10 protein-coding genes are annotated in these 13,386 nt (G+C 66.8%); 4 read left to right on the top strand and 6 right to left on the bottom strand.

Going from position 1 to position 13,386, the window contains the following annotated elements; translation table 11 throughout:
* Positions 1-23: 23 nt before the first annotated feature.
* Positions 24-836, bottom strand: coding sequence for a response regulator transcription factor (locus tag ACP7AB_RS04605; protein WP_425992117.1), 813 nt, complete (start codon positions 834-836; stop codon positions 24-26).
* Positions 837-1,045: 209 nt separating this feature from the next.
* Here ACP7AB_RS04605 and ACP7AB_RS04600 point away from each other — a divergent pair, with 209 nt between their 5' ends.
* Together ACP7AB_RS04600 and ACP7AB_RS04595 are read left to right on the top strand one after the other, a co-directional pair.
* Complete coding sequence (locus tag ACP7AB_RS04600; RefSeq protein WP_425992115.1) at positions 1,046-1,507, top strand: nuclear transport factor 2 family protein; 462 nt, start codon at positions 1,046-1,048, stop codon at positions 1,505-1,507.
* 106 nt (positions 1,508-1,613) lie between these two features.
* Positions 1,614-2,726 carry a 2OG-Fe(II) oxygenase gene (locus ACP7AB_RS04595; RefSeq protein WP_425992114.1) on the top strand — a complete coding sequence of 371 codons (1,113 nt, stop codon included), beginning with the start codon at positions 1,614-1,616 and terminating at the stop codon, positions 2,724-2,726.
* On the opposite strand, the gene ACP7AB_RS04590 is transcribed toward ACP7AB_RS04595, so the two are convergent.
* A complete protein-coding gene (locus ACP7AB_RS04590; protein ID WP_425992112.1) occupies positions 2,723-3,913 on the bottom strand; it encodes an acyl-CoA dehydrogenase in 1,191 nt (396 codons plus the stop codon). The two genes, ACP7AB_RS04595 and ACP7AB_RS04590, sit on opposite strands and share 4 nt — an antisense overlap.
* Positions 3,914-4,054: 141 nt before the next feature.
* Between ACP7AB_RS04590 and ACP7AB_RS04585 the strand changes: the two genes are divergently transcribed.
* Together ACP7AB_RS04585 and ACP7AB_RS04580 are read left to right on the top strand one after the other, a co-directional pair.
* The gene (locus ACP7AB_RS04585) at positions 4,055-4,321 is read left to right on the top strand and encodes a DUF6356 family protein (RefSeq protein ID WP_425992110.1); all 267 of its coding nucleotides are present in this window, start codon (positions 4,055-4,057) and stop codon (positions 4,319-4,321) included.
* A 2-nt stretch (positions 4,322-4,323) separates the two neighbouring features.
* A complete protein-coding gene (locus ACP7AB_RS04580; RefSeq protein WP_425992109.1) occupies positions 4,324-5,538 on the top strand; it encodes a CaiB/BaiF CoA transferase family protein in 1,215 nt (404 codons plus the stop codon).
* A 503-nt stretch (positions 5,539-6,041) separates the two neighbouring features.
* Here ACP7AB_RS04580 and odhB read toward each other — a convergent pair.
* The 4 genes from odhB to sucC form a co-directional block, all read right to left on the bottom strand.
* Positions 6,042-7,589 carry a 2-oxoglutarate dehydrogenase complex dihydrolipoyllysine-residue succinyltransferase gene (odhB, locus tag ACP7AB_RS04575; protein WP_425992107.1) on the bottom strand — a complete coding sequence of 516 codons (1,548 nt, stop codon included), beginning with the start codon at positions 7,587-7,589 and terminating at the stop codon, positions 6,042-6,044.
* 81 nt (positions 7,590-7,670) lie between these two features.
* Positions 7,671-10,682, bottom strand: a complete 3,012-nt coding sequence (locus tag ACP7AB_RS04570) for a 2-oxoglutarate dehydrogenase E1 component (RefSeq protein WP_425992105.1) — start codon at positions 10,680-10,682, stop codon at positions 7,671-7,673.
* 356 nt (positions 10,683-11,038) lie between these two features.
* Complete coding sequence (gene sucD, locus ACP7AB_RS04565) at positions 11,039-11,941, bottom strand: succinate--CoA ligase subunit alpha (RefSeq protein ID WP_425992104.1); 903 nt, start codon at positions 11,939-11,941, stop codon at positions 11,039-11,041.
* A 53-nt stretch (positions 11,942-11,994) separates the two neighbouring features.
* Complete coding sequence (sucC, locus tag ACP7AB_RS04560; RefSeq protein ID WP_425992102.1) at positions 11,995-13,185, bottom strand: ADP-forming succinate--CoA ligase subunit beta; 1,191 nt, start codon at positions 13,183-13,185, stop codon at positions 11,995-11,997.
* Positions 13,186-13,386 lie beyond the last annotated feature (201 nt).

Below are 13,386 nucleotides of genomic sequence, written 5' to 3'. Positions count from 1 at the left end.
AAAACCGCTGACACTTTTGCTGGTCACGCCGCGTCGAGATCGCGGAAGATCAGGCTCTGGCTGCGGGCCGAGACGATCAGGGGGTGCAGGTCCTCGCCCAGCTCCGGCGCCTGTTCCTTCAGCCGGCGACGCAGGGCCGAGATGCGGGCGTCGATGATGTTGACGAAATTGTCGGGCAGGAAGGTCCATTCAACCCAGCAGCGGTCCCACAGCATGGTCTTGGTCACCGGCTGGCCGCGCGCGGTCATCAGCTCCGAGACGATGGCGAACTCGAGCGGCGACAGGTCGATCAGCCGCTCGGTCCCCTCGACCGTCAGCTTGACGGTGCGGGCGCCCGGCGACAGGCGGAACGGGCCGTTGATCAGGTCGGCGTTGGCCGGTTTGGCGCGGCGGGCCACGCGACGCAGCTGGGCCGCGATCCGGGCCAACAGCTCCTCGTCGCCGATCGGCTTGGACAGATAGTCGTCGGCCCCGCCCAGCAGGCCTTCGACCCGCTGGCGCTCCCCGGTCAGGGCGGTCAGCATCAGGGCGGGGGCGTCCGAGGACGGACCTGACGAGGTGCGCAGCCGCTTCAGCGTCTCCAGACCGTCCAGCCCCTTGGTCAGCCGGTCGAGAATTAGAATGTCATAGGCATGGGCCGCGGCCGCGCTCAGCGCCTGCTCGCCCGCATCGACACAGTCCACGGCCTCGAATCCAGCGCGCAGCAGGCGGTCGGAGACATGTTCGGCCAGGGCCGGATCGTCCTCCAGCACCAGGGCGCGACGGCCCGCGAACACCTCCGCCAGGGCCGCGAAGGGATCGGTGTCCGCCGCCTGTTCGATGTCCGTGCTGCTCATACGCCTGTTTCCCCGACCCGACTTCCCGCCAGCTTAGTCTGCACGGTCGCCAGAACAAACCGGCCCGGCCCTCTGATCCTGGGGCTTTCGGCCCGCCCGCGCCGCTGATCCTTCCTGACGAGACAGGGTCGTGGGGCGCGGCTTGTCGGGTCCGGGCGGCGTGATAGCATCGCGTTCGGCGCGACCCGGCGCCGGACGGGACGATCGCCATGACCCTGCTCGCCCTCGCCGCTGCCCTCGCGCTCCAGGCCACCACGCCCGCCGACCCGGCCTCGGCCGAGGCGGTCGCTGTCATGGCCCCGGTCAAGGCCACCTTCGCAGCGCTGGCGGCGCGCGACGGGAGCCTTCTGGCCCCCCATTTCGATCCCGAGGCCCGGATGATCGTGGCGCTGGAACGGCCCGACGGAACCCGCTCGATCCGCCGTCTGACGGGCGCCGAGTTCGCCGCCGGCCTGCGTCCCGGCGCCGAGCGGTTCGAGGAGGTCATGCCCGACCCGATCATCGCCATCGACGGCGATGTGGCCTCGGTCTTCGGCCGCTATCTGTTCAAGGTCGACGGCGCGGTCGTCCACTGCGGCGCCAACCATTTCGACATGGTCAGGAAGGACGGCGTCTGGACCATCGCGGGCATCAGCTGGAGCCAGCGCATGACCGGGTGCGAGACCCACTAGAAGCGCCACCCACTAGAAGCGCCACCCGCGGGGGACGCGACTATTTCCTGGACCTGGCGGCGGGTCAGAACGATATACCGCCGGACGTTCGCCGAAGGAGAAGACAGTGCCATTGCGTCCGGGCTCGCCAGCGCCGAACTTCCAGGGGCGGACGCACAGGCGGCCCGACTACACGTTCAATCGTGTCGGCGGCTTTTTCGTGCTCATGGCCTTTCTCCCGGCTGATCCCGACGTCGCCATGCGGGCACTGGCGACGGTCCAGAACCATCGACGTTTGTTCGACGACCGCACGCGTCTGTTTTTCGGAGTGACCGGGGATCAGGCCTGTTTCGACGCCCAGACGCAGCAGTTGCCCGGCTTGCGCTATTTTCTCGATGGCGACGGAGCGATCGCGCGGGGCTTCGGCCTCACGCCCGCAGAGCAGGGCTCCGAGGGTCAATGGGTGGTGCTGGATCCCAGCCTGCGCGTCCTGATCTCGGCGCCGCTGTCCCAGGCCGACTGGGTCTTCGGCTTTCTGGCCGGATGCCAGAGTCAGGACGACCATGCCGGGGTTCCCCTGCATGCGCCGGTGCTCATCGTGCCGCGCATCCTCGAGCCCGCGCTCTGCCGCGAGTTGATCGCGGTCTACAAGACCCACGGCGGCTCGGCGTCCGGCGTCATGCGCAAGGTCGACGGCGAGGTCCGGCTGGTGGTGGACGACTTCAAGAAGCGGTCCGACGCCCCGATCGACGACGAAGAGCTCCGCAAGCGCCTGAGAGCACGGATCACGGCCTGCCTGCTGCCGGAAATCGAGAAGGCCTTCATGTTCAAGGCCACGCGAATCGAGCGCTACATCGTCGCCAGCTATGACGAGAGCGACGGGGGCTATTTTCGCCCGCACCGCGACAACACCACGCCGGGCACGGCGCACCGGCAGTTCGCCTGTTCCATCAATCTGAACGCCGAAGAATTCGAGGGCGGCGATCTCCGGTTTCCGGAATTCGGCCGCCGCACCTATCGACCGCCGACCGGCGGAGCGGTGATCTTCTCCTGTTCCTTGGTGCACGAGGCGACGTCGGTCACACGAGGCACGCGCTACGCCTTCCTGCCCTTCTTCTACAACGAGGACGGCGCACGCATCCGTCAGGCGAATCTCAAGGCTGCGGCCGAGGTCGCAGCATCGGATCCGGCGGCTTCCGAACCGTCTTCCTCGCAGACGACCCCGGTCTCGCCGCCCTAGAAAGCGCTCTCGCCCGTGATCGCGCGTCCGAGGATCAGCGCATGCACGTCATGCGCCCCCTCATAGGTGTTGACCGTCTCCAGGTTCATCGCGTGGCGCATCACATGCAACTCACCGGTGATCCCCGCGCCACCGTGCATGTCGCGGGCCTCGCGGGCGATGGCCAGGGCCTTGCCGCAGTTGTTGCGCTTCATCAGGGAGATGGCCTCGGGAACCCAGGCGCCGGTGTCGAGCAACCGACCCAAGGCATAGGCGCCCTCCAGCCCGAGGAAGATCTCGGTCTGCATGTCGGCCAGCTTCTTCTGCACCAGCTGGCGCGACGACAGGGGCCGGCCGAACAGCATCCGCTCGCCGACATAGTCGCGCGTCGCATGGAAACAGAACTCGGCGGCGCCCATCGCGCCCCAGCTGATGCCGTAGCGCGCCTTATTCAGGCAGGAGAAGGGCCCGCGCAGACCCTTGACCCCCGGCAGCAGATTGGCCTCGGGCACGAACACGTCGTTCAGCCCGATGTCGCCGGTGACCGAGGCGCGCAGAGACAGCTTGTCGCCGATCTTGCCGGTGGTGAACCCCTCCATGTCACGCTCGACGATGAAGCCCCGGATGACGCCGTCGAGCTTGGCCCAGACGATGGCGAGGTCGGCGATCGGCGAGTTGGTGATCCAGTATTTGCCGCCATTCAGCGTGTAGCCCCCGTCGACCGCCACGGCATTGGTCTTCATCGACGCCGGGTCCGACCCGCCGTCCGCTTCGGTCAGGCCGAAACAGCCGACCAGTTCACCCGCCGCCATCCGGGGCAGGAAGCGCATCTTCTGTTCTTCGGAGCCGAAGGCGTAGATCGGATACATGGCCAGGGACGACTGCACCGACATGGCGCTGCGATAGCCGCTGTCGACGGCCTCGATCTCGCGCGCGATCAAGCCATAGGCGACATGGCTGACGCCCGAGCCGCCGTGCTGTTCGGGCAGCATGGCGCCGAGGAAGCCCATCTCGCCCATCTCGGTCATGATGGCGCGGTCGAAGACCTCGTCCCGAAAGGCGGCGACCACGCGCGGCAACAGCCGTTCGCGGGCATAGGTGCGGGCCGCGTCGCGGATGGCGCGTTCGTCCTCCGTCAGCCGGCTCTCCATGTCGAACGGGTCGTCCCACTTGAAGGTCTGGGTCACGGATGCGGCGCCGTCGGCCATGGGATCGTCCTCTGATCGCTGGTTGCGTCTTGTGGGGCCTGTCACGCGCGCGTGACGCGCCGACCCTGTTTCGAGCGCCGGTTTAGGCCAGAATGCGCGCGACGGGTAGAGACGAGCCTCGTCTCAAGCTAGGCTGTCCAGATGATCCGCGCCTTGAAATCCCTGTTCGTCGACCACCCGCGCGAGGTCGAGGAAACCTATGCGCACCACGCGGGCGTGGCCACGCGCATGGGCCTGCGGCTGGCGAAGCTGTCCGGTTGCGCCTTCATCCACGCCGTGGTTCCCGGCCTGCACAAGACGACGGTGTCCGCGGACATCAAGCGGATGGCCGACGAACTGGGCTATCGCGCCGAGATCGCCCGCGAGACCCGGATGCGGGACGCCGGCGCCTTCGATCCCGGGCTCTAGCAATGGCGCCTCAAGCCCTGGCGGGCGTCCGCGTCCTCGACCTGTCACGCGTTCTGGCGGGACCGTGGGCGACCCAGACCCTGGCCGACCTCGGCGCCGAGGTGATCAAGATCGAACGCCCCGGGGTCGGCGACGACACCCGCGCCTGGGGCCCGCCCTTCACCACGAAGACCGACGGCACGCGCGGCGACAGCGCCTATTTCCTGTGCGCCAACCGGGGCAAGAAGTCCGTCGAACTCGACATCGCCTCGCCCGAAGGCGCTGAAACCATCCGCAAACTGGCCGCGACCTGCGACGTCGTGGTCGAGAACTTCAAGGTCGGCGGCCTGAAGAAATACGGCCTCGACTACGCCTCGCTCGCAGCGACCCATCCGAAGCTCGTCTATTGCTCGATCACCGGCTTCGGCCAGACCGGCCCGCGCGCGGGTCAGGCCGGCTACGACTATATGATCCAGGCCATGGGCGGTCTGATGAGCGTGACCGGCCAGCCGGACGGGGCGCCCGGCGCCGAACCGATGAAGGTCGGGGTCGCCGTCGTCGATCTGGCGACCGGCCTCTATGCCTCCAACGCCATTCTCGCCGCCCTGCTGCATGCGCGGGCGACCGGTCAGGGCCAGCACGTCGACATTGCCCTGTTCGACGTCCAGGCGGCCATGCTGGCCAATCAGGCGACGAACTATTTCGTTTCCGGCGTCGCCCCGACCCGGATGGGCAACGCCCACCCCAACCTCGTCCCCTATCAGCCCTTCCCCTGTTCGGACGGCATGGTGGTGATCGCAGTCGGCAACGACGGCCAGTACCGGAACCTGTGCGGCGTGCTGGACCTGGAGGGCCTGGCGAGCGACGAACGCTATGCCGGCAACGCCGGGCGGATCGAGCATCGGATCGAACTGGTCGCGGCCCTCTCGGCCGTCACCTCGGGCTGGACCAAGGGCGAGTTGATGGCGCGACTGGAGCCGGCGGGCGTCCCCTGCGGCCCCGTCAACACCATCGACCAGGTCTTCGACGAGCCCCAGGCGAAGCATCGCGGGCTGGAGATCATGCTGGAGCGGGCAGACCTGTCGGCGCCGACGCGAACCGTGGCCTCGCCGATCCGGTTGTCGGAAACCCCGGTGCGCTACGACGCGGCGCCGCCTCGCCTGGGGGCGGATACGGACGCCGTGCTATCTTCGATTCAGCCAGCGCAGCCTGGAAAGCCAAACGACCACTGGCGGTGAGGCCTTTTCGAGTATTACTCGATCACCATCCTTCCGGAAGCTGACCCTTTTGAAGGGTAAGGTGACACCTTTGGGGAAGACGACGATCTGAGAGTCACCTTCGTCGATAATCTTGGCGATGAATTCGACGGGTGTTGGCTCTGAAGAATCGGCCTGTGTCATGGGCATCTGCGCCTCCAAACATGCACAACCCAAAGAAGTGCCCTACGAGAAGTCGCGCAGCCTAAAATCGCTCGGAGACGAAGGTCGATCGCAGTCAGTTTGTGTCACTTCTTTTCACCGTGCACCCCGGCGAAGGCCGGGGTCCAGTGGGCGAACCTGAGATACTCAGGATCCCCGGTGTCAAATCCCAGCGGCCCGAATCTGTGATCTGGACCCCGGCCTTCGCCGGGGTGCACGGAACGGGAAAATCGGGCTGAACAGGGGGTTGAAGCTAGCCGACCAGGTCGACAGTTCGCGGACCTTGCCGACCCCGCCGTCCCTGTCTCTGTCTCGTGGACCGCTTACAGGTCCAGAAGCGCCCGCGCCGGGTCTTCCAGCAGCTGCTTCACGCGCACCAGGAAGGTCACCGCTTCCTTGCCGTCGACGATGCGGTGGTCGTAGCTCAGCGCCAGGTACATCATCGGCCGGATCACCACCTGGCCGTCCACCGCCATCGGGCGCTGGACGATATTGTGCATGCCAAGGATGCCCGACTGGGGCGCGTTCAGGATCGGCGTCGACATCAGCGAGCCATAGGTGCCGCCGTTGGTGATGGTGAAGGTGCCGCCCTGCAGCTGATCGAGCGTCAGGTTGCCGTCGCGGGCGTCCTTGCCGAGCGCGCCGATACCCTTCTCGATACCCGCCAGCGTCAAGAGGTCGGCGTCGCGCAGGACCGGCACGACCAGGCCCTTCTCGGTGCCGACGGCGACGCCGATGTCATAGTGGTTCTTGTAGATGATGTCGGTGCCGTCGATCTCGGCGTTGACCGCCGGGATCTCCTTCAGGGCCGCGACGACGGCCTTGGTGAAGAAGGACATGAAGCCCAGCTTGACGCCGTGGGCCTTCTCGAAGGCCTCCTTGTACTGGTTCCGCAGGGCCATGACGTTGGTCATGTCCACCTCGTTGAAGGTGGTCAGCTGGGCGGCGGTGTTCTGCGATTCCTTCAGGCGGCGCGCGATGGTCTGGCGCAGACGGGTCATCTTGACCCGCTCTTCGCGAGGCTGGTCGGCGCGCGGCGCAGCGGCCGGGGCGGCGGCGACGGGCGCCGGAGCCGGAGCCGTGAAGGCCTGGGCCGCGGCGGCCGGGGCGGGCGAGGCCGCAGCGGCGAGCGCGTCGCCCTTGGTGATGTTGCCCTTCGGACCGGTCGGGGCGATGGTCTTCGGGTCGAGGTTGTTCTCGGCGACCACGCGCTGGACGGCAGGCGACAGGGTGTCGTTGGACACCTGGGACGAGCCGGCGTTGGCGCTGGCGGCCTTCGCAGCGGCGGCGGCCGGAGCGGGGGCAGCAGCCCCGCCCGAGCCCGAGATGGAGCCGATGACCTGACCCGGCGTGACCGTCGCGCCTTCGTCGACCGAGATGGTCAGGACGCCGTCGGCGGGGGAAGCGATTTCGAGCGCGACCTTGTCGGTCTCGATCTCGACCAGGATCTCGTCCTTCTTGACCGCATCGCCGGTCTTCCTGGACCATTTGCCGATCGCGCCTTCGGCGACGCTCTCGCCCATGACGGGGATGGTGATGTCGACCGAGGCGGACGCGGCGGCGGCAGCCGGAGCCGGCGCGGCTTCGGCCCTGGCAGGAGCGGCGGGTGCTGCGGCGGCCGGTTTCGCGGCGGCGGCGCCTTCGGTCACAGAGCCCAGGATCGCGCCCGGCATCACGGTGTCGCCCTCGGCGAATTTGATGTCGCCGAGCGTGCCGTCGGAGGGCGAGACGACCTCCAGCGAGACCTTGTCGGTTTCCAGCTCGACCAGGACCTCGTCCTTCCGGACCGGATCGCCGACCTTCTTGCTCCACTTGGCGATGGTCGCCTCGGAGACGGATTCGCCGAGGGCGGGGGTCAGGATGTCGGCCATGTGTCGTTTCCGGTCGTTCAGTCTGTGGCGGTCATATAGGCGAGATCGGCGACAGGCGGGAGACCGCCAGTCTCCGCAGGGTCAGGCGAGGGCCTCGGAGGTGAATTTTTCGAGTTCCTGCAGATGTCGGCTCATCAGGCCGGCGGCGGTCGAGGCGGAGGCCGGGCGACCGACGTAGCGGGCGCGCTTCGCCTTGATGTCCATCTTGTCCAGCGTCAGTTCCAGCCACGGATCGACGAAGGTCCAGCCGCCCATATTCTTGGGCTCTTCCTGGCACCAGACCAGTTCGGCGTTGGGGAAGCGGGCCAGTTCGGTCGAAACCGACTTGATCGGCCACGGATAGAACTGTTCCAGGCGCAGGATATAGACGTCGGTGACCCCCTTCTTCTCGCGCGCGTCCAGCAGGTCGTAATAGACCTTGCCGGAGCACAGGATCACGCGGCGGATATCCTTGTCGCCCTTGATCGTGATGCCCGAGACGTCCGGCCGGGTCTGGGCGTCGTCGTGCAGGACGCGGTGGAAGGACGAGCCCTCGGCCATATCCTTCAGGGTCGAGACCGCCTTCTTGTGACGCAGCAGGCTCTTGGGCGTCATGATGATCAGCGGCTTGCGGAACGGCCGGTGCATCTGGCGACGCAGGATGTGGAAATAGTTGGCCGGGGTGGTGCAGTTGGCGACCTGCATATTGTCCTCGGCGCACTGCTGCAGGAACCGCTCGAGGCGGGCCGAGGAGTGTTCCGGACCCTGGCCCTCATAGCCGTGGGGCAGCAGCATGGTCAGGCCGCACATGCGCAGCCATTTGCGTTCACCCGAGGAGATGAACTGGTCGATCACGACCTGGGCGCCGTTGACGAAGTCGCCGAACTGGGCCTCCCACATCACCATCGTGTTGGGGTCGCTCAGCGCGTAGCCGTACTCGAATCCCAGCACAGCCTCTTCCGACAGGGCCGAGTCGATGACCTCGAAATGGGCCTGGTCGCCGCCGAGGTTGTTCAGCGGGACGTAGCGGTCCTCGGTGGTCTGGTCGACGATGCCCGAGTGGCGCTGGGAGAAGGTGCCGCGCATCGAGTCCTGACCCGACAGACGGACGGGGAAGCCTTCCGACACCAGCGAGCCGAAGGCCAGGCTCTCGGCGGTGGCCCAGTCGATGTTCTGACCCGTGTCGATCATCTCGCGGCGCGCCTCGATGACCCGCTTCAGCGTCTTGTGGATGTCGACCTGGTTCGGAATGGTCGTCAGGCGATGCCCGAGATCCTTGAGCTTCGCTTCCGGCACGGCGGTCTCGCCGCGTCGCTCCTCGCCGTCGGGCAGGCCCACGCCCTTCCACTGGCCGTCGAGCCAGTCGGCCTTGTCGGCTTTGAAGGTCTTGCCGGCCTCGAACTGCGCGTCGAGATAGGCCTCGAACCGCGCCAGTTCGGCATCGACCTCGGCCTGGGTGATCACGCCCTCCTCGACCAGACGCTTCGAATAGATCTCGCGCGTCGACGGCAGCGACCGGATCTTCGCGTACATGATCGGCTGGGTGAAGGTCGGGTCGTCGCCTTCATTGTGGCCGAAGCGGCGGTAGCAGAACATGTCCACCACCACGTCCTTCTTGAACTTCTGGCGGTATTCCGTGGCCACCTTGGCGGCGAAGACGACCGCTTCGGGGTCGTCGCCGTTGACGTGGAAGATGGGCGCCTGGACCATCAGGGCGACGTCCGACGGATAGGGCGTCGAGCGACTGTTGCGAGGCGAGGTCGTGAAGCCGATCTGGTTGTTGATGACGAAATGCATCGTCCCGCCGGTGCGGTAGCCCTTCAGCCCCATCAGGGCGAAGCATTCGGCGACCACGCCCTGACCGGCGAAGGCGGCGTCGCCGTGGATCAGGACCGGCATGACCTTGGAGCGGTCCAGCGCCCACTGGCTTTCCGGCAGGCCCTTGTTGGCCTCGCGGATGTCGAAGGCCTGTTTGGCGCGCGCCTTGCCCAGAACGACCGGGTTGACGATCTCCAGGTGCGACGGGTTGGCCGTCAGCGACAGGTGGACGTGGTTGCCGTCGAACTCGCGGTCCGACGAGGCGCCCATATGGTATTTGACGTCGCCCGATCCCTCGATGTCCGACGGCACGGTCGAGCCGCCCTGGAACTCGTGGAAGATGGCCCTGTAGGGCTTGCCCATGACGGCCGCGAGCATGTTCAGACGGCCGCGGTGGGCCATGCCGAAGACCATGTCGTCGACACCGAGGGCGCCGCCGCGCTTGATCATCTGCTCCATGGCCGGGACCATGGCCTCGGCGCCGTCCAGGCCGAACCGCTTGGTGCCGGGGAAGCGTTTGTGCAGGAAGCGTTCGAAGCCCTCGGCCTCGATCAGCTTGTTGAGGATGGCGATCTTGCCTTCCTTGGTGAAGCCGTTCTTCTCGAAGGCGTCAGGGCCCTCGAACCGCTGCTGGAGCCAGGACTTCTCGTCCGGCTCGGCGATATGCATGAACTGGATGCCGATATTGCCGCAGTAGGTGCGCTTCAGGACGGCCATCACCTCGCGGATGGTGCCCGTGTCCAGACCCAGTACGCCGTCCAGATAGATCGGACGGTCCATGTCGGCTTCGGTGAAGCCGTAGAACTCCGGCGTCAGCTCGGGATTGCTGGTCGCCGCCTCGATGCCCAGCGGGTCCAGCGTCGCCTGCAGGTGACCGCGCACGCGGTAGGTGCGGATCAGCATCAGGACGCGGATGGAATCATGGGCGGCGGCGCGGACTTCGGCCGCCGAAGCGCCCGACGGGGCGGGAGAGGCGGCGGCGGGCGCGGCCGGAGCAGCGGCCGCAGGCCTGGCCTTGGGATCGGGCTTCGGCGCGGGCCAACGGCCGTCGAAGACGCCGGTCTCTTCCGTCGGCTCGGAGACCCCCGACCGGCCCCAGCTTCCGGCGGCCGAGGAGGCCTGCACGGTCGCGGCGGTGTCGCGAAGCTGGTCGAAGAAGCCGCGCCATTCGGCCGAGACGCTGGACGGATCAGCCGCCCATTTGTCGTGGAGCCCTTCGATGAAGGCGGCATTGGAGCCGTAGAGGAAGCTGGTCTCGGCAAAGACCTGGTTCAGCCGACCGGCATCGTCCGCCATAGTATTCGTCGTCCCGCTTCGGCCTCGGGTTTCTGAGCGGTCACATCCGCGTGAGGCCGGCGCGGATCATATAGGCGCTGTTTCCTTATGGGTCATGACCGAACCGGGGCTAAGGGCGAAGAAATTCGCTGAAAGCTCAAAGAAAAACGCCCCCGGCGCGAACCGAGGGCGTCTTTGATGTCATTTCGCCGCACGATCGATGCGCGGCCCGCCTGATCTTTCACCGTGCATCCCGGCGAAGGCCGGGATCCAGATGGAAGGCCGAGCCTCAGAAGCAGGCAGCGCGGCGAGAAATCCAGGCCGCCTGAATCCGCGATCTGGACCCCGGCCTTCGCCGGGGTGCACGGAGAGAAAGATTAACCCTTCAGCACTTCCACCAGCGTCTTGCCCAGGCGGGCCGGCGATTCCGACATGCGGATGCCGGCGGCCTCCATGGCGGCGATCTTGGATTCCGCATCGCCCTTGCCGCCCGAGACGACGGCGCCGGCGTGGCCCATGGTGCGGCCCTTCGGGGCGGTCCGACCGGCGATGAAGCCGGCCATCGGCTTGGAGCGGCCCTTTTTGGCCTCGTCGATCAGGAACTGGGCGGCGTCTTCCTCGGCGCCGCCGCCGATCTCGCCGATCATGATAATCGAGGTGGTTTCCGGGTCGGCCAGGAACAGCTCCAGCACGTCGATGAATTCGGTGCCCTTGACCGGGTCGCCGCCGATGCCGACCGCCGTGGTCTGGCCCAGGCCTTCGTTGGTCGTCTGGAACACGGCCTCATAGGTCAGGGTGCCCGAACGCGACACGATGCCGACCGAGCCCTTCTTGAAGATGGAGCCCGGCATGATGCCGATCTTGCATTCGTCCGGGGTCAGGATGCCCGGGCAGTTGGGGCCCAGCAGGCGCGACCCGGAGTCTTCCAGCCGGCGCTTGACCTTGACCATGTCCAGCACCGGGATGCCTTCGGTGATGCAGGTGATGAAGGGGATCCCGGCCTCGATGGCCTCGATGATGGCGGCGGCGGCGCCCGCCGGCGGGACGTAGATCACCGAGGCGTCGGCGCCCGTGGCGTTCCTGGCTTCGGCGACCGAGGCGTAGATCGGCAGGGTCTCGCCGTGCGACCCGGTCCAGGTCTGGCCGCCCTTGGTCGGATGCACGCCGCCGACCATCTGGGTGCCGTGATAGGCCAGGGCCTGTTCGGTGTGGAACCCGCCCGTCTTGCCGGTCAGGCCCTGGACGATGATCTTGGTGTTCTTGTCGACGAGGATGGACATGGGTCTGCTCTGGCTATTCGGTCAGCGGGACGGTCGGTGGTGAGGCGTCAGCCTCAGCCGACCGCCGCGACGATCTTCTGGGCGGCGTCGTCGAGGTCGTCGGCGGGGGTAATGTCGAGGCCCGACTCCTTGAGGATCTTCTTGCCCAATTCGGCATTCGTGCCTTCCAGACGGACGACCAGCGGCACCTTCAGGCCCACTTCCTTCACGGCCGCGACCACGCCTTCGGCGATGACGTCGCATTTCATGATCCCGCCGAAGATATTGACCAGGATGCCCTGGACGGCCGGGTCGGCAGTGATGATCTTGAAGGCCGCCGCGACCTTCTCCTTGCCGGCGCCGCCGCCGACGTCGCAGAAGTTGGCGGGCTCCTTGCCGTACAGCTTGATGATGTCCATCGTCGCCATGGCCAGGCCCGCGCCGTTGACCATGCAGCCGATGTTGCCGTCCAGCGAGACATAGGCGAGGTCCCATTTGGACGCCTCGATCTCCTTGGCGTCTTCCTCGGTCTCGTCGCGCAGCGCCTTCATGTCGTCGTGGCGGAACAGGGCGTTGCCGTCGAAGCTGACCTTGGCGTCGAGGACGCGCAGATGGCCGTCCTTCATGACGATCAGCGGATTGACCTCCAGCATCGCCATGTCGGTCTCGACGAAGGCCTTGTAGAGAATGGGGAACAGCGACTTGCCGTCCTCGGCGGCCGCGCCGGTCAGGCCATAGGCGGCGTTGATGGCGGCGACGTCGGCCTCGGTCACGCCCGTTTCCGGGTCGATGACGATGGTCTGGATCTTCTCGGGCGTGTCATGGGCGACGGCCTCGATGTCCATGCCGCCCTCGGTCGAGACGACATAGGCGATGCGGCCATGCGCGCGGTCGACCAGCAGCGAGCAGTACAGCTCGCGCTCGATGTCGGCGCCGTCCTCGATGTACAGGCGGTTGACCTGTTTGCCCGCCTCGCCGGTCTGGGCGGTGACCAGGGTGTTGCCCAGCATCTCTTTCGCATGCGCCACGGCTTCCTCGACCGAGAAGGCCAGGCGAACGCCGCCCTTGGCGTCGGGGCCCAGTTCCTTGAACTTGCCCTTGCCGCGCCCGCCGGCGTGGATCTGCGACTTCACGACATACAGCGGGCCGGGCAGCGACCGCGCGGCGGCCTCGACCTGATCGACCGAGGTCACGGCGACGCCCTCGGCGACCGGCGCGCCAAAGCCCTTCAGGACCTGCTTGGCCTGGTATTCGTGAATGTTCATGGGGAGACCGCCGCGATCGCTGGGAAGGATTGGCCGCGCTTATAGGCGTGGCCGCTTCGCAGGTGCAACCGTCTGACGGAGCAAGCCACGCCGTCGGCCCGATCGGAATTGCGGTTTCTGCGGTTCGGGACTGCGGTCTTCACACGGTCTGCGACGTTTGCCGTAACCGAAATCGCCGAAAACAGCAGTCAATGCGTAGCC

The organism is Brevundimonas sp. TWP3-1-2b1 (assembly GCF_049896165.1).
Classification (GTDB): domain Bacteria; phylum Pseudomonadota; class Alphaproteobacteria; order Caulobacterales; family Caulobacteraceae; genus Brevundimonas; species Brevundimonas subvibrioides_B.
The sequence above is the reverse complement of the archived record's forward strand: the minus strand, read 5'-3'. Positions and strand labels throughout refer to the sequence as shown.